This window comes from Sulfurospirillum sp. hDNRA2, assembly GCF_024206095.2.
GTDB lineage: Bacteria > Campylobacterota > Campylobacteria > Campylobacterales > Sulfurospirillaceae > Sulfurospirillum.
In genome coordinates, this window is sequence record NZ_CP159801.1 from 17,494 (window position 1) to 33,163 (window position 15,670).

Here is a 15,670-nt window from a genome sequence, read left to right on the forward strand (position 1 = left end):
CGTAAAACACTACGAGCCGACGAATGTATGCAAATTGTGTAAAGAAAAACATTAAGGACTCGAAAATGGCACTTATAACGGTCGGCGAGAAATTAAAATATTACATCGTAAGTCCTTATCGATCTGTCCTTGAAGATTACAAAAAAAGAGGACTAAGCGAACAAGAGGCGATTGCACAAATCGAATATTTTGCGCGCCTTGGGTGTGCAAGCGTTAAAAGGTTAGAGGGTATTCCGGTCTCTCCTATTTTAGCATTTGCGGGGGTCTACGACGAGTACGACGAACGAGAAAAAATAGAGGAAGCGTGCGAAGTATTGCTTAAGTGTTGTCAAACTGTTTGTGTTGTTGATACACCTTACAATCAATACTCAAGCGGTATCAAAAAAGAGCTTGAGATTGCTCGCCTAAATAAAATTCCCGTCATTATTTTTAAATACAAAGACAAAGGGCAAAAATGAAAAAGTTAATCTTAATCGTCTTAATGACGCTTTTATGTTACGCCGAAACTGTGCAAGAAAGTCGCTTAAATGCGATTACGGCACTAATTCAAAAACAAGACATGATCGCCGCCGCATGCGATACTTACATTTCGTTGTACGGTACAGCCCCGGCATCGATCGCAACACTTAAGAGCGCAACGCTCTTAGGTGCAAACGTGACGTACACCGGAACAATTAACGTGTCCGGAACAAATAAAACGATCGTTTTATCCGATACGATAACGCCCGTGCAAGAATACCAAAAAGATTACTATCTCAATACGACAAACAAGACAAAAGAATCAACGCATAGCGTAACCGGCAATGCCTTTGTCGCAACGTACTCGTTTACGTCAAGGGCTATTTTTAGCTATCTCTCAAGCGCGAGCATGACAGTTTCGCCGGTAGCTCCGACGAGTCCGGCAAGCGGTGCAATGTGGCTAAACTCGCTTACGAATCAGATTTATTATTACTCAAGTGGTTGGATTAGCGTCAATCCTCGTAAGTTATGGATTGTAAGAAGCGTAAGTGAATTACCGACAACGGCGAGCGTAAACGATGGCGCAATCGTGCTAACGACAAGCTCTTTAACAAAATACCTTTACAACGGTACAACATGGCTCGTTATCCCTCAAGCCGTGCCGTTTACGTACAATGGAGCGTTTTAAGATGAAATTTAATCCAAAGGAACACAGAATGAAATCAACATATTATATACTTGTTATGGCTTTAGCAATCGTACCGCTTAAATCTTACTCAGATACACTTTCCGGCGATACAAAGCTTTCATGTGAAGCGTTATTGTGTCTTAGCTCGTCCACACGTCCATCGGAATGTAATCCGGCACTACAACGTTATTTTTCAATTCATGCTAAAAAATTTTCAAAAACAATACAACTTAGACGACAATTTCTTCAACTTTGCCCCACCGGTGGGGCATCTTCAAATGACAAAAACTTCATTGACTTGAGAGATAATGTTTTACCAACACTTGACGGTGATTGCTCGGCGGCTAGCCTTAATCAAAAAATCGAAACAAATTTTGATGATGGCTTTCAAATGGTAAGAATTAATCCGAAACTTTCCTCAAGTTGTCAAGCTCTTATCAATCATTCTTACACTAATTTGAAACCTCATTACACATGTTCGGCAGAATTTTACACTTCTATGGAATGGAAACAAGGTTATAAAGTCGTTCGTGGTCAAAAAATAACAATTAATAAAAACTGTTGGGTGGACTAATAATATGGACGATTTTCTTGAAGTAACACTCAAAGAGACTGACGAAAAACAATTCGTTAGTCTTGTTGAAATAATAGAAGCCTATAAAAAGCTTTCATTTGAAATTAACACGGCTTTAAATGCCGGTACACAAATTGAAGCAACAAATAGCGAAAAAGGCATTTTTCAAGACATTACGAAAAAATATGATGCTCTTGAGAGCTTATGGAATACGTTTATTGAGTTTTACATAAATCCGCCATCTCAAGATGAAAAGATTGCAATTAATTACGCTCTTGCAATGCGTAAGATCGCAAAAGATTTGAAAGAGGCTATCGACTTTTACGACAAAATAGGTATTGAAGCTAAAACGGAAAAGTTTTCATCTCAATTCTTGAATTTTATTGAACACAATCAAGCAAAATTAGAAGAAACATCAAAGAGCTTCGATCAATATTTACAAAACTTTGTCAGAAAACAAGCGCAACAGATCCAAAAGTTTGAAGAACAGATCCAAAAGTTTGACACAACAATGTTTAGCGTAGTCTCGTTCTCAAAAAAAGCAATTTATAGCTTAATCGTTTTATTGATCTGTTTGAGTATTGTTTTAGGAAGTCTAATTGGCGTTCTTTATCTCAAAATAAACGATTTGAACGATAGTACAAATACCACACAAAAGGAGTTTACTATGAAAAAAAAGTAGCCAATTAGATTGTCTTAAAAGTGTCGAAAAATTTAAAACAAAAACATTATATACAAGGAGTTCTTTATGAGTCATTTATTCGTTACAAGTGGAAAAACACCCGATGGTAAACAAATTGTTGGTTTTGGATCATTAAATCCTTATGTAAAAGAGGGCAAAGAAACTACGCCTAACGCAAGAGACGTATTTTATAAAGTTGATGCGATCGATGGCTTTTTAAAAGCGGTGGATGCTGATCGTATTCCTTTGACACTTAAAGGCAAAGATAACGAGGGTAAAGATCTCTTTATGAAAGCAGATGCTTTTTACACTCAAGGAACTTCAAAAGAGGGCGTAGCCTACGGAGTCAATAAAATTTCGATTGAAATTGGTGAAGAACGTCTCTATGCTTCTAAATTTGCCGGCAAAGAAACCTATGCGTTTGACAATGCCGAAAAAAATAAGGACTTAATCGCAACGTTTAATAAGGCAATCGAAAAAGGTGTTGATATTACGCTCTCCGCTACAAAAGAAGAGACACTAAGCAAGTATCCAAAACTTATCGACACCATTAAGCAAATCGACAAATCCGCTTATGTCGAAATTGATTATGTCAAAGGGCAAGGTGCAGTTTTAAAAGGTGTTTCCAAAGAGAAGCCGGCTAGAGAACAAGAGTCTCAAGATCCCGAAAAAAAAAATGTAGCTGCTAAAAAATTTGAGCCATCAAAAGGCAAAGAGAAAGATACAGCGGATATCGGAAGATAATTTATGAAGCCACTCTTTTAGGGTGGCTTTTTCGAGGGATAACATGAGTCAAGAATACGACGAAACAACCGTTTTCAAAAACTTTCAATCATTGAAAGAGTACACCCAAACGTTAAGAGAGACATACCCGAAATTTCTCACAACAATGGGGGTGAGCATGAGTAGTTCTTCTTTGTATTCTAACTACATCATGATGGATGCTCAAAACAATATCAGATCTTTACATGTAACACATGACGGACACCAGGAATGGAAAGCACTCGATGTTGAAGCGGCAAAGCAACGATTAAATACAGCCTATTTCTCACAATATATCAAAGAGTGGGGGCTAGATACGAAAGATCAATCTACCGACAAAAAAAGTAAGTTTTTGGGTGGTAAAAAATTTGTTCCAAAATCAAAAGATGACAAAAAGAAAGATAAAGATATTGAAAGATAAAGATATTGAAAGATAAAGGGATCACAAAATGGATGATATTAACGAAATTGTAGGTCACGAATTTGTTGTTACTAAAGACGAAGCAAAAGAATTAGGTGCATTTGAAGAAGATGCCATGAGTGCAGAAGATGCAAAAGCCGGTACAGAAAAAGAGGGGTAAATTATGGATAATTTACAAAAATCATATACCGATAAAGTCGCTGAAAAAATTATTGAAGCTCTTGAAAATGGTACTGCCCCATGGGTGCGCCCCTGGAAAGGTGCAGAATTAAATAGTATTCGTCCATACAATCCAACAACGAATAAGCCCTATAAAGGGATCAATTTCGTTAATTTATCCATTGAGCAGATGAATAAAGGATATAACGATCCTCGATGGCTCACCTACAAACAAGCTCAAGCAATAGGTGCAAACGTTCGCCAGGGCGAAAAAGGTACTCCTATTCAATATTGGCAATTTACCGAAGAAATTACGGTATTAGATGAAAATAATAAACCTATCCTTGATCAAGATGGAAAGCCTCAAAAAATGACGGTTGAACTTGATAATCCAAAGGTATTTTACTCGACAGTATTTAACGCTAATCAAATCGATGGTTTACCTAAAATAGAAATTAGTACAGAAAATAAAAAAACATTTGAGGTCATTGAGGAAGCCGAAAAAATCTTAAAAAACTCAAATGCAAAGATTAGCCATCAAGCCGGTAATAGAGCTTATTATATGCCCTCAACGGATAGTATTACATTACCTCAAAAAGAACAATTTATTTCCGAAATGGCTTATTATTCAACTGCATTACATGAGTTAGGGCATTGGACGGGGCATAGCTCTCGTTTAGATAGAGATTTAACCGGATCATTTGGATCTAAAAGCTATGCAAAAGAAGAGTTACGTGCTGAAATTGGCTCTTATATGCTCTGCTCTAATTTGAGCTTAGATTTTGATCCAGGCAATCATAACGCTTATATCAAAAGTTGGGTGCAAAATTTACAAGATCAACCTAACGAGATTTTTAAAGCGGCGAGTGATGCCGGTAAAATAACACAATACTTGCAAGATTTTAGCCTAGATCGATCAAAAGAAATTACACAAGACAACGTACTCACTCAAAATGATTTAGAAAAAAATAATGAATTTGATGTGAAAAATCTTTCTGAACGTGTAAGTGAAGCAAAATTCAATAATTTACATATTCCTCTTGAAACGGTTGAAAATTTAATTGATCGTTACGGAATAATTAGAGCGGATGACTCATCAATTAAAAATGTTTGGGCTGAATTATCCATAGATGGGAATAAATACATGCTTTCCACCAATAAGTCTTATGGTGTTATTACCCCTAGAGAAAAATGGGATAAAGACGCTTTTGATAGTTTGAAATCACCTTACATGACAATTACAGAACTAAAAAAAATCAGTTCTACACAAAGAGATAAACCTCAAAATCTTTTCAAAGAAAAAACCTATTTGACTGTTTCTTATGCTGATAGAGATCAGGCAAAAAGTAACGGGGCAAAATGGGATCATGCTTCTAAACGTTGGTATGCGCCAAAGGGTACAGATATAGAAAAACTTTCTCAATTTTTATCAAAATCAAAAGATCAGGATATGGAAAGATGAGTACAACAAATAGAGATTTTTCATTGGAAGAAACCCGAAAAATGCTGTTTGAACATTTAGCTTCTTCAAGACTTACACCAGGTACTTATGTTCCATCTGAAATAATCAGGAACGGAATACATGTAGCTATTTTTTCAGGAAAAGAGCCGCTGATCATAACCGGCTCTTTCCTAGATATGAGTTCTTATCAAAAAGCTAACGCACTCATAAGGCTACAATCTTTTAAAAATATCTGTAATAAATTTGGTTATACAAACGAAAAAGAACTTTACGTTAATGATGTAACAGGTCAAGACATCGATTGGGAAAAGAAATATTGCGCCATAGCCTCTAAAGAGTCTGGTCAAGTAGAAAATGGAACAGAAAAAGGCGAATTAGTAGCTCTAATTTTAACTCATGATTTGGCATTTACTACGGCTCTATGTATTGATGTTGAAATTTCAGAGGCAATCGGACAATGAAAAAATTTATTTTAATAATGCTCTTGAGCATTTCTTTCAGTATGGCAAACGATAGTAAATACGTTCCTTTAGAAGCTGACGAAATGATCGCTTTTAAACTCGCTCCACAACCGCCTAAAAAAACTGAAACACCACAAACCAATAAAAAGACAACGCAACAAACAACAACAAAAATTAAAGCTCAAGCTCAAGCGCAAACAGAAAAAAATAAACCGCTTATTATTAAAGGTGTCGGTGTAACCGTCTATTAACATCGTTCAAAAAAATCAAGGACTTATCAATGAACAAAAAAATACTTATTCTTACTGAAAAACGAGAAGCCGGTTGTGATATGGCGGCAACATTGAAAGATGCAAAGTTAGGCTCTAATGCCGAAGCTCTCAATAATGAGGGAAAATCAAGAGGTTATCTTGAGGGCGATCAATACGTTTTTTGTTGGGCTGCCGGACACCTATATTCGCAAGTGCAACCAAAAGAGATAAACCCCTCTTATGGACTATATCAACGCCTCGCTACGATCGAAGATTATAAAATGCCTCAACTGATCAATGAAATCAAGTTAAAACCATCCCCTCAAGATAATAAGGAACGACAAAGAGAGCTTTTAAAAAAGCTTTTGTATCGCTCTGATATTGAAAAAATTATTATAGCTACGGATGCAGATGCAGAGGGCGAAGCCATCGGGCGCAATATGATTTTTCAAATCCATCCTAATATCAAATTACCAATATTTCGTTTTTGGAATAAAGGCTCTTTTAAAGTAGCCGAAGCCGTACAAAAGGCTATGAACAATCTTGAGCCGTATAATGCTTCTAAATATGAAGCAGAATATGCCTCTCAAATGGCACGTTCAAACTGTGATTATTTAGTCGGTATGAAAATTACTAAGACTCTTACAGATCAGTACGGAAAACCACTTTATACCGGTCGTGTAAAATCGGTTATTATCTCTCTTATTGGTAATCGTGAGCTAGAAATTGAAGCGTTTAAAAAGAACGGTGCAAAGCCATTTTTTTACATTGACGGAAAAATAAAAGATCTTGAATTGTCTCATTTTTTCCATGAAGAGGTCGAAGATTTTAACGAAGATGGAACGCTAGAGTCAAAGCAAGTTAAAACTCGAAATTACTTTAATCAAAATAAGGCTAATACCGTTATAAACGAATTAAAAGCCGCACAAAACACGGGTAAAGTTGAGAAGAACGAAACAACACCTACCGTCTCCAAATCACGCCCTTTACCGCTTTCAGGTACGGACTTTGCAAGCGAAATGATGGGAAAATATAAGATCACATTAACACAATGTAATGAGATTTTAGATTATCTTCGCAATGAGGGTTTTACCACTTATCCAGGAACAAACGGACGTTATTTTTCTTTTACAGATCGTGAAGAAGTTGAAACCGCTTTTAATAGTATTCAGCATTATTTCGCTTCACAAGGTACTCCGATTGATAGCCCGAAATTTTCAACAAATGCCGGTCTTTTTAATGACAAAAAAGCAGCAGAACAAAACCATACACCCCTTTCCGTTACAAGTAAAATACCAGGTGCAACAGATCTAAAAAATTGGGAAGCGCACAAGCTCCCACGCTTAAAAGAAGCGTATGAATTGATCGCAAAGCGTATAATGGTTTCTTTTCTCCCCGATGATGAAATTATCAAACAGCATTTAATCATTGATATTGCCGGACATAAATTTGAAATTACCGGACAAAAAGCATTAAAGCAAGGTTGGCGCACGTTCATTGATCAAGAGATCAAAGATAGCACGTTTAATAGTGATTTAAAAGCCGGTGATCGAATAAGTCTTGATAGTGTTAAGCTCAAAGATGGAAAGACAAAATGCCCCTCTAAATATACCGTTAAAACACTTATTGATACTCTTTTGAACGTTACTAAAGTTATTGATGATCAAATCAAAGAAAGTGACGATCCCGATTATATTAAGGTACTCAAAGAGACTAAAAAGCTTTTGAAAAAAGCAGAGGGTATCGGAACAGATAGAACACGTGAGCCGATTATCAATGAACTTATTGAAAACAAAATGATGGAAGCTACCGGCAAAAGTCAAGAACTCTCTTTATTGACTGCCGGATGGGAAATTTACAAGGTGCTACCAAAACAGCTAAAAAGCGTTATCTTAACCGGTAATTGGGAAAATGGTTTTGAGCAGATCCGCAGAGGTGAATTAACATACCAGGATTTTATATCTTCTGTTGATAAAACGATCATGAATGAAATGATCCCCTATATCTTTGAAAACTTGGGTAAAGAGGTGGACGTAAAGACAAAAAGTGAAGTCGTAGAGCTTGAATTTCTTTGTCCTCTTTGTCAATCGAATTTACTTGAGGGAGAGAAGTTTTTTAAATGTTCTTCTACTGAAAAATGCAATTTCATTGTTTTTAAAGATCAATCACGCACATTAGGCTCAACTCTTGGCATAGACGAGTTAATGCAGATTATCCATTATAGTAGTAAAGAAAATCCATACATTGAAGATCCGGCTCTACATGGCGTTTATTTTGATCCAACCAATAAATACTTTTTAACTCCCGTATGGAATAAATCGGCAAGCTCAAGCGCAGCACAAAATAACGATAATGCAAGTGGTGATATAGTTGAAACTCCAAAAACCTTTAAAAAAGGATCACGTTTTGTTTACAAGTCATTTAGAGGAAAGGACTTAACCTTAGCAGCAGTCGAAAAGTTATTTGATGGTAAATCCGTTACTTTAACTCGTAAGTCTGAAAAGGGTGCAGAGTATAAAGTCAAGTGTACACTCAAAGCTGACGGAACACTCAATACAGAGCTTGTGAAATAGCTCTGATACGTGCCTAACCCATAAGGGGCTTCCCGTGCTATCTTTCACACCCTAAAGGGCGCTGAAAGATACACCGCACGGAAAACGGCAATCACGCTATTTTTGAAGAGCCTCTTTAAATTTTCTCTTTTTTTTTAAGAGCTTACATGTAAAGCTCATTATTTAAGATTTAAAATCTCTTTAATCCTAACAATATCTTTATCACTCGGTTTTTCATAATTGTCAAAAGATAAAGTTCCATCTTTGGAAAAAGAACATCCGTAATATCTGCTTGCTTCTTCTTCGGCAATATTATAGTTAATTAGAGCTAATCCGGTAATTTCATTATTATAGCCTGTATGCACAACAACACTAAATCCTATATCCTTTAATCTTCTCAAGATTGAAGTATCCTCAATATATCGTACTCGTTCAGTTCTTAGTATTAAATCTTTTTGATCAAAATTTAAAAGAACTTCGGCAGCTTTCCAAATGTCATTTTTTTGATTTTCATTTAAAAGTATGTCTATTTGTTCTCGAAGTCTTTTGAGGTCATTTTGACTCATTTTTTCTAACTCTTGCATGTGAAACTCCTTTTTGTTCTTTGTATTTTACATAAAATTTCATTATCCCCAATGTTTCATAATATACTCGGCAAGCTCTTCATCTGTTGGATTTTCAAGAATAGTCGTTCCTTCGTCATAAGTCAATCTCGTTACATCATAAAAATAATCATCAAACCAAATAATCAAAGAGTTTTCATCATCAAAGAATTTACCGTTATACACCCACATGGTAATAGTATCATTACCTACTTCTTGAGATACTTGAAAGTTTTGTTTTACACCTAATCTTTTTAATCTCTTCTTGAGTTCTTGCGCTGCTATATTTTGTTGTTTCTTACTCATGATCTCACTCCTGGTCTTTTGGTAAAGCCTCTCCCGTATTAGGGAGAGTACGCCTTTAGCTTGCTTTTAAAATGTATGGTTTATCATACTGTCCTACTGCAATACAAATATGATAATTCCATGCCGGATAATCTGCGGCGTGAAGATCTGCATTACTATTGTAATGTCGTCCAACGTGTTTATAAATTGTCTCAAGGATCTTTTTAAAGAGATCTAACGCCTCGCCCTCAAAATGGTCATTAATGTAAAACTCATTTACACTAAAATAACCTCTTGTATCATCGGTATAGTATCTTTTGCCTTTTTCTGTCAAATGCTGCAAAAAGTTAATATTTCCCTCAAGCATATCAACATGTACACAACAAAAATCTACTTTTCTGACACTAAATTTCAAGTTTGGATAAAACTCTTTAAGCTCTTTTCGGATTGCTTTCATGCTATTTGCATTTACACTCATTTTAAAATCCTTTCTCTTTAAATGTATGAGAAATTATAACGTTATTTGACTTAAAATAAGTTAAATAACTTATTTAACTTATTAAATATTTTTCATGAGCTTTAGCGAATAGAGCGGAGCGTTGGTAGGCGTAGCCGTGTGGGAGCAAAGCGACGGGGTGAAGCAAAGCGTAACTCCATCCCTAAACAGCCGGGCTATCTCTTCGCTCTTGCCCTTTAAGCTTTTTTTGTGTATCGTACGATACAAATATCTAAAAGGTAGCTCATGCCAAATACAATACCAACATCAGAATTTTATGAAGTCTTACAAGAGATTTACCAACTCTTCAATAAAGAACTTTTTGAAAATACGCTGCCAAATTGCCTAATCACCGTTCAAAGAAAAAATAATGTTATGGGATACTTTAGCTCTGAACGTTGGGTGAACAATAAAGGCGTGAAGATCCATGAGCTTGCACTAAATCCCTCTTACTTTTCAAGCTGCAATTTTATTGAGGTCTTTCAAACAATCGTACATGAAATGTGTCACCTTTGGCAATATGAACATGGTACTCCGTCCAGGAAAACATATCACAATAAAGAGTGGGCGGATAAGATGGAAAGCTTAGGTCTTATGCCATCAAGTACCGGTTTACCTGGTGGGAGTAAAACGGGTCAATCTATGAATGACTATCCTATAAAAGGTGGTACGTTTGAAAAGCTTTGTATCAAGTTATTTCAAGATGGATTATTTATCAAATGGTTTGATAGATTTCCAAATAAGCTCATGTCTCAAATCCCATTCTCGCAAAACCAAGAAACTCAAGATCAAGAGATCCGTGAGGATACTAACGATCAAATCCTAGAAAATTTATATACGGTTGTTTCTCACGTAATCAATGACATTGTACCGATCGAAGAGGTCAAGGCTATGTCTCAATCCAAATTAAAAACAAAATATACATGTGCCGGTTGTGGAGCTTCTGTTTGGGGTAAAGCAAATTTAGATCTCAAATGTAATTCATGTGAGATTGATTTTATGGTGTCTAACGATAGCGAGTAAAAGTAGAAAAAAAATAATCAATAGGCGGTTAACCGCCTATTTCCTTTACATGACAACTCTTTCTCTAGCTCTTAAAAATTTCTCTTGCTCACGTTGATCAATATCTAAATCTTTCTCATGTGTTGTTAAAAAAAGATCATACCTGGTTGAAAAAATAAGCCACTCTCTATAAGTTATTACTCCATCACTTGAGGCATCATATAGGTATCTTTTGAGTGAAACGGGTATTTTTTTATCTTGTAAAATGGTTGTCATATCTTTATAGTAGCTTTCAGGTACATTCTTTTGCATATCTATAAAAGTATGCAGCTCACCATAGATCACCAAACAAAGAGCCACAAATAAAAACGCAACTTTTTTAAATGCCTTTAGAAACATGTATCCTATAAATGGAATTATAAACATGACGAACAAGAACGCAAAAACGAATGTTTTAGCCATTAAAATACGAAAATAATCAGCAGCTAAATACTCATAAAGAGGAAAAAATGCCATTGCAGCAACAATAAAAAAACATGTTAAAGTCGTAGATTTTGATAATCCTTTACAAATCTTTTCATCAGCCATTTTAATACTCCAAAGATTGAATTTATACAATTTAACTATACTAAAAAATTTTCCAAAAAACAAAAAAAACGTAATTATTTTAGCCTCGATTGAAATGTAATCCTTTTGTGAATAACAAAAGATTTTAAATGGAAAGCGAGAAAAGCTTAATAAAAGCTCTATCTCTCAAACTCTTTCTCTTGATCTTTTTTGACTTCTTTTTTAGTGCTTTTATCAACAATTTTTCGATCATCTTTTTTATCAGTTCTTGAAAGATCAGCACCTTTGACATTCTCATTTTTGAGTGAATATTGAGCCTTACGATCAACTTTTATCGGGTTTAACTTTTGCTCTTTTCGACCTTGAATTGAACAATCCCAAAGAGATTTATACGTGTCTTTTTTGATTTCAATCACACTTCCGTCTTTTTGCTTTTGCTTAACGGTTACACTCACCGGCTCTTGCCTTGTGATTGCAAAACGTGCAAACTCTCCAACTTGAATATTATTCTCTTTCACAACTCTCTCAAGGTCTTTACTCCAAATTTCGACCTTTTCGCCTTTGGTCGTTTCATACTGAATATAGTAACTCTCTTTTTCATCTTGATTGAATTGATACGGTGCAAGACCAAAAGAAGTAATTTTATAATGGTGTGCTTTCTGCTCTTGCGTTTCAATCTGTTTAGGTTTATAAGTTCGGGCGGTTGCTTCAATACCTAAAGAGTTTAAAGACTTAGAAAACTCAACTCTCCAATTTTGCAAATCACTCTTTTTCGGATTAATTCTCTTACCTAGTCCATTATCAACTTTTAGGACAACGTGACAATGTGGATTATTTGTATCGTTGTGTAAAGCCACGACCAAAAGATTGTTTGGATAAAGTCTTTTCATTGTATCAAAAACCGCTTTTTTCATTTTATCTTCGGGTACGTTGTTATTGCCTTTCATAGAAAAAACGATATTCAATGTTTCTCTCTTCTCTTTTTTATTCTCGTTTTTGTGAGGTATAACTTCTCCCTCATCTTTCAAAATCTTTTTAATCTCATTTCTGCCCTCTTTACCTTGATAGACTATTTCGTCACTCGTAATTAAATCAAGTTTGCCATTACGTGAAATGTAATCAACATGATTACCAACGCTTTCAATATTTTTACCCGATGAAGTAATCTTAACCAATACCTCTGTATTTTTTCTGTTGACGTTCTGCTTTCGAGTATTCTCAAATTTATTCTTATGTTGATACGTTGATTTTGCATTATTTTCGACTTTGATATATCTTCGCTTTGCTTTGAGAATATCATCTAATATATTTTTGACTCTCATTGAAAACGCCTTTTATTTTGTGAGATTATATTCGCAAATTCACCAGATAAATTATCTATTTTTTTACTAATATTTTCCAAAAATAAATCATACTTTTCTACGTCAAAATTCTTTATCTCTGCTTTTCTGTTTTGGAGTGTTTTTACTTGTGCATTCAAATTTCGCCCTATTGCATTTAACTCTTTTTTAACTTTTCTCAACTCTTCCAACTCTAAAGGAAGATAAAATTTATCTTTATAAATTGTATTCAAAAGTCTGAATTTCGCCTCACGTCTCGCATACAAAAAACCATTTTTGAGAGCCTCTTTTGATAAAAAATCAAACTCACTTTTTGTAATTAAAAGCCTCATTACTGTGTTGGCATTTTCATCTTTAATCTTAGTAATTTGTTTTTTTTCTTTGTCTTTATCCATAAAATAAGCAATCATTAAATTAATCATAGAATTAATTGACTGCTTATTTTCTTTTATTGAGTTTAAATAATCAAAACTCGCCTTTGGTATTCTAATTAGTTTTTGTACTGTATCATCCATCTTATCGCCTTTTAATCCAAGAACTTCGTAGAAATATCGCCCACGATGTGTGAAAAATGATATATTTTTTGCACCTCGTGGGCTATCCTGCCTTAGCAATGCTTTATTACTTTGACAAGGAAATAATAAACGAATACGCCTTAATCAATAATTAAGTAATTAGATACGATAATTCACGGTATAAATTCTATTTAAAGGTATAAATATGAGTACAAATACAAAAACGATAACCGACGATTTAGACAAAATTAACAATAAACTAAAAGCACTTATTGAACAACAAAAAAAAGCCAAAGAACAAAAGCGAAAACTCGAAGAAAAAATACAAAAAGATTTTTTCAACTCGCTCATGAAAAAAGTAAGTGAAAATAAAGAGTTTAAAAAAGAGTTAGCGGACTTATTAAGCAAATACGGTTTTGTTCAGGATTTTGCAAACGCCCTTTTGAAAAACGATGAAAATGAAAACTCAAATAAAAATAGCTAGTCTATTTTTATTTCTTTCATTATGTTCTATCAAATTACTTGCATACGATCAAAACAGTATCATGCAAGCGATAGAGATAGTTTCAAGTGAAAAAAATATTTCAAAAGATATTTTGTTTACGATTGTAAAAATTGAAAGTGATTTTTCACCGTTGGTAATTTCGTTTTTAACCAATGAAGAAAATGCAAAGTATTTTAAAACGCTAGAAAATGAAAATATTAAAATTGTTATTGGTAAATATTCATTGGATAATTCAAAACAAGTCGTAACGATTTATCCTAATACGCTAAGACGTGCTATTAAAATTTCAAAAAGTTTACTTGAAAATAATTTCAATATTGATGTTGGACTAGCTCAAATAAATTCAAGCAATTTTAGTATAAATGAAATTGATGAAATTTTTGAGCCTCTAAATAATTTAAGGCGGAGTTCTAAAATTTTGAGAAATTGCTATAACGCTAAAAATAAAAAAATGCAAGAAACAATAGAGTGTTATAATTACGGAATGAGACAAAGAGAGAGTTATCCATACTATACTAGATTTTATAATTTCTATACAAGTGAATTTAAAAATAGTACACAAAACTAAAAGGATTGAAAATGACACAAGAACAGTTAGATAAAATTTTAGATGGAGAGTTTTTTAAAGAGATACCAAGTGAATTACACAAAGATGGTAAAAATATAATTGGCTATGAGCCTCAATTATCTAAAGAGTATTGTTACATTATTTATCCTGATAAAAAAGCTTGTTTGATTAGTTTTGACAAAGAAACACAAAAAAGCAAAATCATTCGTGAGCTTACACAAAATGAATACAAAATATTGAATATTGAAAGTCTATGAAAATGAATAAACCTCTTTTTACAATTATCACCGGAACTAATGGAGTTGGAAAATCTACGTTTGGTAAAAAATTTGAAGAGGAGACAAAAATTCCTTTTATAAATCCTGATCTCCACTATAAAAATAAATTTGGTGGATATTATGATTTTACTATCGAACAACAAAGAGAAGCCTCAAATGAATTAAAACAAAAAAGAGAGGATTTTTTCAAAGACAAAAAAAGCTTTGCCATTGAAAGGATACTTGATCATGAAAGTGTAATTTCAAAATTGGCTAAACAAGCTCATGAAAATGGTTTTAATACTGCGTTGATTTATATCGGCGTTGATCGCAAAGAAATTTCAAATCTTAGGATTGAAAATAGACTTAGCGAGGGAGCGCATAATGTAGATCCTGACATCGTAGAAAAAAATCTAAAAGACTGTATTAAATGCTTCAAAAGTGTAGCCCGTGAATTTGACAATGTTTTGATCTATGACAATTCAGCTCATAGAAATTCTAATCACTTCATAAAAATTTATGATCGTCGTAATGATCATGTAAAGTTTGAAGCAGCTCATAAACCAAAGTGGGCAAAAGATCTTATTGATAACTCGTTTACTCTCCAAAAAGACAAGGGAATAGATCTCTCCAAGTGAGAGATCAGCAAAGAAGAAACCGGCGGATATTTTGTTGCGCTGCGCTGCACAAAATGCCGGTTTTAGATAGCCCGGCTGTTTAGGGATGGAGTTACGCTTTGCTTCACCCCGTCGCTTTGCTCCCACACGGCTACGCCTACCAACGCTCCGCTCTATTCGCTCTCGCTCATAAAAGATATTTTTTCAAGAACTGCCTCAAGATTTACCAATAAGGTGATGTTTGTTTGCTTAAGGTCAAAGCAGAGTCCGCACGTAGTAAGGAAAGCATTGAGCCAACAACCGATAGGGCGTTAGGGATGTTTAAATGTGCCTTGATATTGTTTTAGGGTAGTTTTTGGATTTTAGGGCTATTTACGAAGCATTACGGGGTATAATTGAATTTATTTTCATGATGCAATAATCTTTTTAAGAATTGACAAAAAAT

General features: G+C 34.4%; 22 protein-coding genes. 16 read left to right on the forward strand and 6 right to left on the reverse strand.

Annotated elements, in window-relative coordinates:
* Positions 1 to 65: 65 nt before the first annotated feature.
* The 11 genes from NL930_RS13165 (at position 66) to NL930_RS13215 (ending at position 8,492) form a co-directional block, all read left to right on the forward strand.
* Entirely contained in the window at positions 66 to 458 is a 393-nt protein-coding gene (locus NL930_RS13165; RefSeq protein ID WP_254377478.1) for a DUF1937 family protein, read from the forward strand.
* Positions 455 to 1,147, forward strand: a complete 693-nt coding sequence (locus NL930_RS13170) for a hypothetical protein (RefSeq protein ID WP_254377479.1) — start codon at positions 455 to 457, stop codon at positions 1,145 to 1,147. Before NL930_RS13165 ends, NL930_RS13170 begins: the two co-directional genes overlap by 4 nt.
* 28 nt (positions 1,148 to 1,175) lie before the next feature.
* The gene (locus NL930_RS13175; RefSeq protein WP_254377480.1) at positions 1,176 to 1,721 is read left to right on the forward strand and encodes a TrbM/KikA/MpfK family conjugal transfer protein; all 546 of its coding nucleotides are present in this window, start codon (positions 1,176 to 1,178) and stop codon (positions 1,719 to 1,721) included.
* Between the two features lie 4 nt (positions 1,722 to 1,725).
* Positions 1,726 to 2,403 (forward strand): hypothetical protein, encoded by a 678-nt coding sequence (locus NL930_RS13180; RefSeq protein ID WP_254377481.1) that lies wholly within the window; start codon positions 1,726 to 1,728, stop codon positions 2,401 to 2,403.
* A gap of 66 nt (positions 2,404 to 2,469) precedes the next feature.
* The gene (locus NL930_RS13185; protein WP_254377482.1) at positions 2,470 to 3,147 is read left to right on the forward strand and encodes a hypothetical protein; all 678 of its coding nucleotides are present in this window, start codon (positions 2,470 to 2,472) and stop codon (positions 3,145 to 3,147) included.
* Between the two features lie 43 nt (positions 3,148 to 3,190).
* The gene (locus NL930_RS13190) at positions 3,191 to 3,586 is read left to right on the forward strand and encodes a hypothetical protein (protein WP_254377483.1); all 396 of its coding nucleotides are present in this window, start codon (positions 3,191 to 3,193) and stop codon (positions 3,584 to 3,586) included.
* A 28-nt stretch (positions 3,587 to 3,614) separates the two neighbouring features.
* Positions 3,615 to 3,746, forward strand: a complete 132-nt coding sequence (locus NL930_RS13195) for a hypothetical protein (RefSeq protein ID WP_256497338.1) — start codon at positions 3,615 to 3,617, stop codon at positions 3,744 to 3,746.
* 3 nt (positions 3,747 to 3,749) lie between these two features.
* A complete protein-coding gene (locus NL930_RS13200; RefSeq protein ID WP_254377484.1) occupies positions 3,750 to 5,207 on the forward strand; it encodes a zincin-like metallopeptidase domain-containing protein in 1,458 nt (485 codons plus the stop codon).
* Positions 5,204 to 5,668: a hypothetical protein gene (locus NL930_RS13205; RefSeq protein ID WP_254377485.1), complete on the forward strand. Its 465-nt coding sequence runs from the start codon at positions 5,204 to 5,206 to the stop codon at positions 5,666 to 5,668. Before NL930_RS13200 ends, NL930_RS13205 begins: the two co-directional genes overlap by 4 nt.
* Positions 5,665 to 5,919 (forward strand): hypothetical protein, encoded by a 255-nt coding sequence (locus NL930_RS13210; protein WP_254377486.1) that lies wholly within the window; start codon positions 5,665 to 5,667, stop codon positions 5,917 to 5,919. The genes NL930_RS13205 and NL930_RS13210 overlap by 4 nt, the downstream gene beginning before the upstream one ends.
* Positions 5,920 to 5,948: 29 nt before the next feature.
* Positions 5,949 to 8,492, forward strand: coding sequence for a DNA topoisomerase (locus NL930_RS13215; protein WP_254377487.1), 2,544 nt, complete (start codon positions 5,949 to 5,951; stop codon positions 8,490 to 8,492).
* Positions 8,493 to 8,650: 158 nt separating this feature from the next.
* Here NL930_RS13215 and NL930_RS13220 read toward each other — a convergent pair whose 3' ends face one another.
* From NL930_RS13220 to NL930_RS13230, 3 genes are read right to left on the reverse strand one after another with little or no spacing between them, the layout of a single operon-like run.
* Positions 8,651 to 9,055 carry a hypothetical protein gene (locus tag NL930_RS13220; RefSeq protein WP_254377488.1) on the reverse strand — a complete coding sequence of 135 codons (405 nt, stop codon included), beginning with the start codon at positions 9,053 to 9,055 and terminating at the stop codon, positions 8,651 to 8,653.
* A 42-nt stretch (positions 9,056 to 9,097) separates the two neighbouring features.
* Positions 9,098 to 9,379 carry a hypothetical protein gene (locus tag NL930_RS13225; RefSeq protein ID WP_254377489.1) on the reverse strand — a complete coding sequence of 94 codons (282 nt, stop codon included), beginning with the start codon at positions 9,377 to 9,379 and terminating at the stop codon, positions 9,098 to 9,100.
* A gap of 55 nt (positions 9,380 to 9,434) precedes the next feature.
* The gene (locus NL930_RS13230; protein ID WP_254377490.1) at positions 9,435 to 9,836 is read right to left on the reverse strand and encodes an LPD29 domain-containing protein; all 402 of its coding nucleotides are present in this window, start codon (positions 9,834 to 9,836) and stop codon (positions 9,435 to 9,437) included.
* 264 nt (positions 9,837 to 10,100) lie between these two features.
* Here NL930_RS13230 and NL930_RS13235 point away from each other — a divergent pair, with 264 nt between their 5' ends.
* Complete coding sequence (locus NL930_RS13235) at positions 10,101 to 10,877, forward strand: SprT-like domain-containing protein (RefSeq protein WP_254377499.1); 777 nt, start codon at positions 10,101 to 10,103, stop codon at positions 10,875 to 10,877.
* A gap of 45 nt (positions 10,878 to 10,922) precedes the next feature.
* Here the strand turns inward: NL930_RS13235 and NL930_RS13240 are convergent, their stop codons facing one another.
* The 3 genes from NL930_RS13240 to NL930_RS13250 form a co-directional block, all read right to left on the reverse strand.
* The gene (locus tag NL930_RS13240) at positions 10,923 to 11,444 is read right to left on the reverse strand and encodes a hypothetical protein (RefSeq protein ID WP_254377498.1); all 522 of its coding nucleotides are present in this window, start codon (positions 11,442 to 11,444) and stop codon (positions 10,923 to 10,925) included.
* 158 nt (positions 11,445 to 11,602) lie between these two features.
* Positions 11,603 to 12,745 carry a relaxase/mobilization nuclease domain-containing protein gene (locus tag NL930_RS13245; RefSeq protein WP_254377497.1) on the reverse strand — a complete coding sequence of 381 codons (1,143 nt, stop codon included), beginning with the start codon at positions 12,743 to 12,745 and terminating at the stop codon, positions 11,603 to 11,605.
* A complete protein-coding gene (locus NL930_RS13250) occupies positions 12,742 to 13,278 on the reverse strand; it encodes a hypothetical protein (RefSeq protein ID WP_254377496.1) in 537 nt (178 codons plus the stop codon). The genes NL930_RS13245 and NL930_RS13250 overlap by 4 nt, the downstream gene beginning before the upstream one ends.
* A gap of 205 nt (positions 13,279 to 13,483) precedes the next feature.
* On the opposite strand from NL930_RS13250, the gene NL930_RS13255 reads away from it, so the two are divergent.
* Genes NL930_RS13255 through NL930_RS13270 form a run of 4 tightly spaced genes read left to right on the forward strand, consistent with a single transcriptional unit; the run spans position 13,484 to position 15,246 of the window.
* Entirely contained in the window at positions 13,484 to 13,762 is a 279-nt protein-coding gene (locus NL930_RS13255; protein WP_254377495.1) for a hypothetical protein, read from the forward strand.
* Positions 13,737 to 14,351: a transglycosylase SLT domain-containing protein gene (locus NL930_RS13260; RefSeq protein ID WP_254377494.1), complete on the forward strand. Its 615-nt coding sequence runs from the start codon at positions 13,737 to 13,739 to the stop codon at positions 14,349 to 14,351. Before NL930_RS13255 ends, NL930_RS13260 begins: the two co-directional genes overlap by 26 nt.
* Before the next feature lie 11 nt (positions 14,352 to 14,362).
* Entirely contained in the window at positions 14,363 to 14,608 is a 246-nt protein-coding gene (locus tag NL930_RS13265) for a hypothetical protein (protein WP_254377493.1), read from the forward strand.
* A 2-nt stretch (positions 14,609 to 14,610) separates the two neighbouring features.
* Positions 14,611 to 15,246, forward strand: coding sequence for a zeta toxin family protein (locus tag NL930_RS13270; protein WP_254377492.1), 636 nt, complete (start codon positions 14,611 to 14,613; stop codon positions 15,244 to 15,246).
* Positions 15,247 to 15,670: the final 424 nt, after the last annotated feature.

Bases quoted from the DNA above. Each gene is read 5' to 3' on its own strand.
- NL930_RS13165 (WP_254377478.1), top strand. From the start codon at position 66: ATGGCACTTATAACGGTCGGCGAGAAATTAAAATATTACATCGTAAGT.
- NL930_RS13170 (WP_254377479.1), top strand. From the start codon at position 455: ATGAAAAAGTTAATCTTAATCGTCTTAATGACGCTTTTATGTTACGCC.
- NL930_RS13175 (WP_254377480.1), top strand. From the start codon at position 1,176: ATGAAATCAACATATTATATACTTGTTATGGCTTTAGCAATCGTACCG.
- NL930_RS13180 (WP_254377481.1), top strand. From the start codon at position 1,726: ATGGACGATTTTCTTGAAGTAACACTCAAAGAGACTGACGAAAAACAA.
- NL930_RS13185 (WP_254377482.1), top strand. From the start codon at position 2,470: ATGAGTCATTTATTCGTTACAAGTGGAAAAACACCCGATGGTAAACAA.
- NL930_RS13190 (WP_254377483.1), top strand. From the start codon at position 3,191: ATGAGTCAAGAATACGACGAAACAACCGTTTTCAAAAACTTTCAATCA.
- NL930_RS13195 (WP_256497338.1), top strand. From the start codon at position 3,615: ATGGATGATATTAACGAAATTGTAGGTCACGAATTTGTTGTTACTAAA.
- NL930_RS13200 (WP_254377484.1), top strand. From the start codon at position 3,750: ATGGATAATTTACAAAAATCATATACCGATAAAGTCGCTGAAAAAATT.
- NL930_RS13205 (WP_254377485.1), top strand. From the start codon at position 5,204: ATGAGTACAACAAATAGAGATTTTTCATTGGAAGAAACCCGAAAAATG.
- NL930_RS13210 (WP_254377486.1), top strand. From the start codon at position 5,665: ATGAAAAAATTTATTTTAATAATGCTCTTGAGCATTTCTTTCAGTATG.
- NL930_RS13215 (WP_254377487.1), top strand. From the start codon at position 5,949: ATGAACAAAAAAATACTTATTCTTACTGAAAAACGAGAAGCCGGTTGT.
- NL930_RS13220 (WP_254377488.1), bottom strand. From the start codon at position 9,055: ATGCAAGAGTTAGAAAAAATGAGTCAAAATGACCTCAAAAGACTTCGA.
- NL930_RS13225 (WP_254377489.1), bottom strand. From the start codon at position 9,379: ATGAGTAAGAAACAACAAAATATAGCAGCGCAAGAACTCAAGAAGAGA.
- NL930_RS13230 (WP_254377490.1), bottom strand. From the start codon at position 9,836: ATGAGTGTAAATGCAAATAGCATGAAAGCAATCCGAAAAGAGCTTAAA.
- NL930_RS13235 (WP_254377499.1), top strand. From the start codon at position 10,101: ATGCCAAATACAATACCAACATCAGAATTTTATGAAGTCTTACAAGAG.
- NL930_RS13240 (WP_254377498.1), bottom strand. From the start codon at position 11,444: ATGGCTGATGAAAAGATTTGTAAAGGATTATCAAAATCTACGACTTTA.
- NL930_RS13245 (WP_254377497.1), bottom strand. From the start codon at position 12,745: ATGAGAGTCAAAAATATATTAGATGATATTCTCAAAGCAAAGCGAAGA.
- NL930_RS13250 (WP_254377496.1), bottom strand. From the start codon at position 13,278: ATGGATGATACAGTACAAAAACTAATTAGAATACCAAAGGCGAGTTTT.
- NL930_RS13255 (WP_254377495.1), top strand. From the start codon at position 13,484: ATGAGTACAAATACAAAAACGATAACCGACGATTTAGACAAAATTAAC.
- NL930_RS13260 (WP_254377494.1), top strand. From the start codon at position 13,737: ATGAAAACTCAAATAAAAATAGCTAGTCTATTTTTATTTCTTTCATTA.
- NL930_RS13265 (WP_254377493.1), top strand. From the start codon at position 14,363: ATGACACAAGAACAGTTAGATAAAATTTTAGATGGAGAGTTTTTTAAA.
- NL930_RS13270 (WP_254377492.1), top strand. From the start codon at position 14,611: ATGAATAAACCTCTTTTTACAATTATCACCGGAACTAATGGAGTTGGA.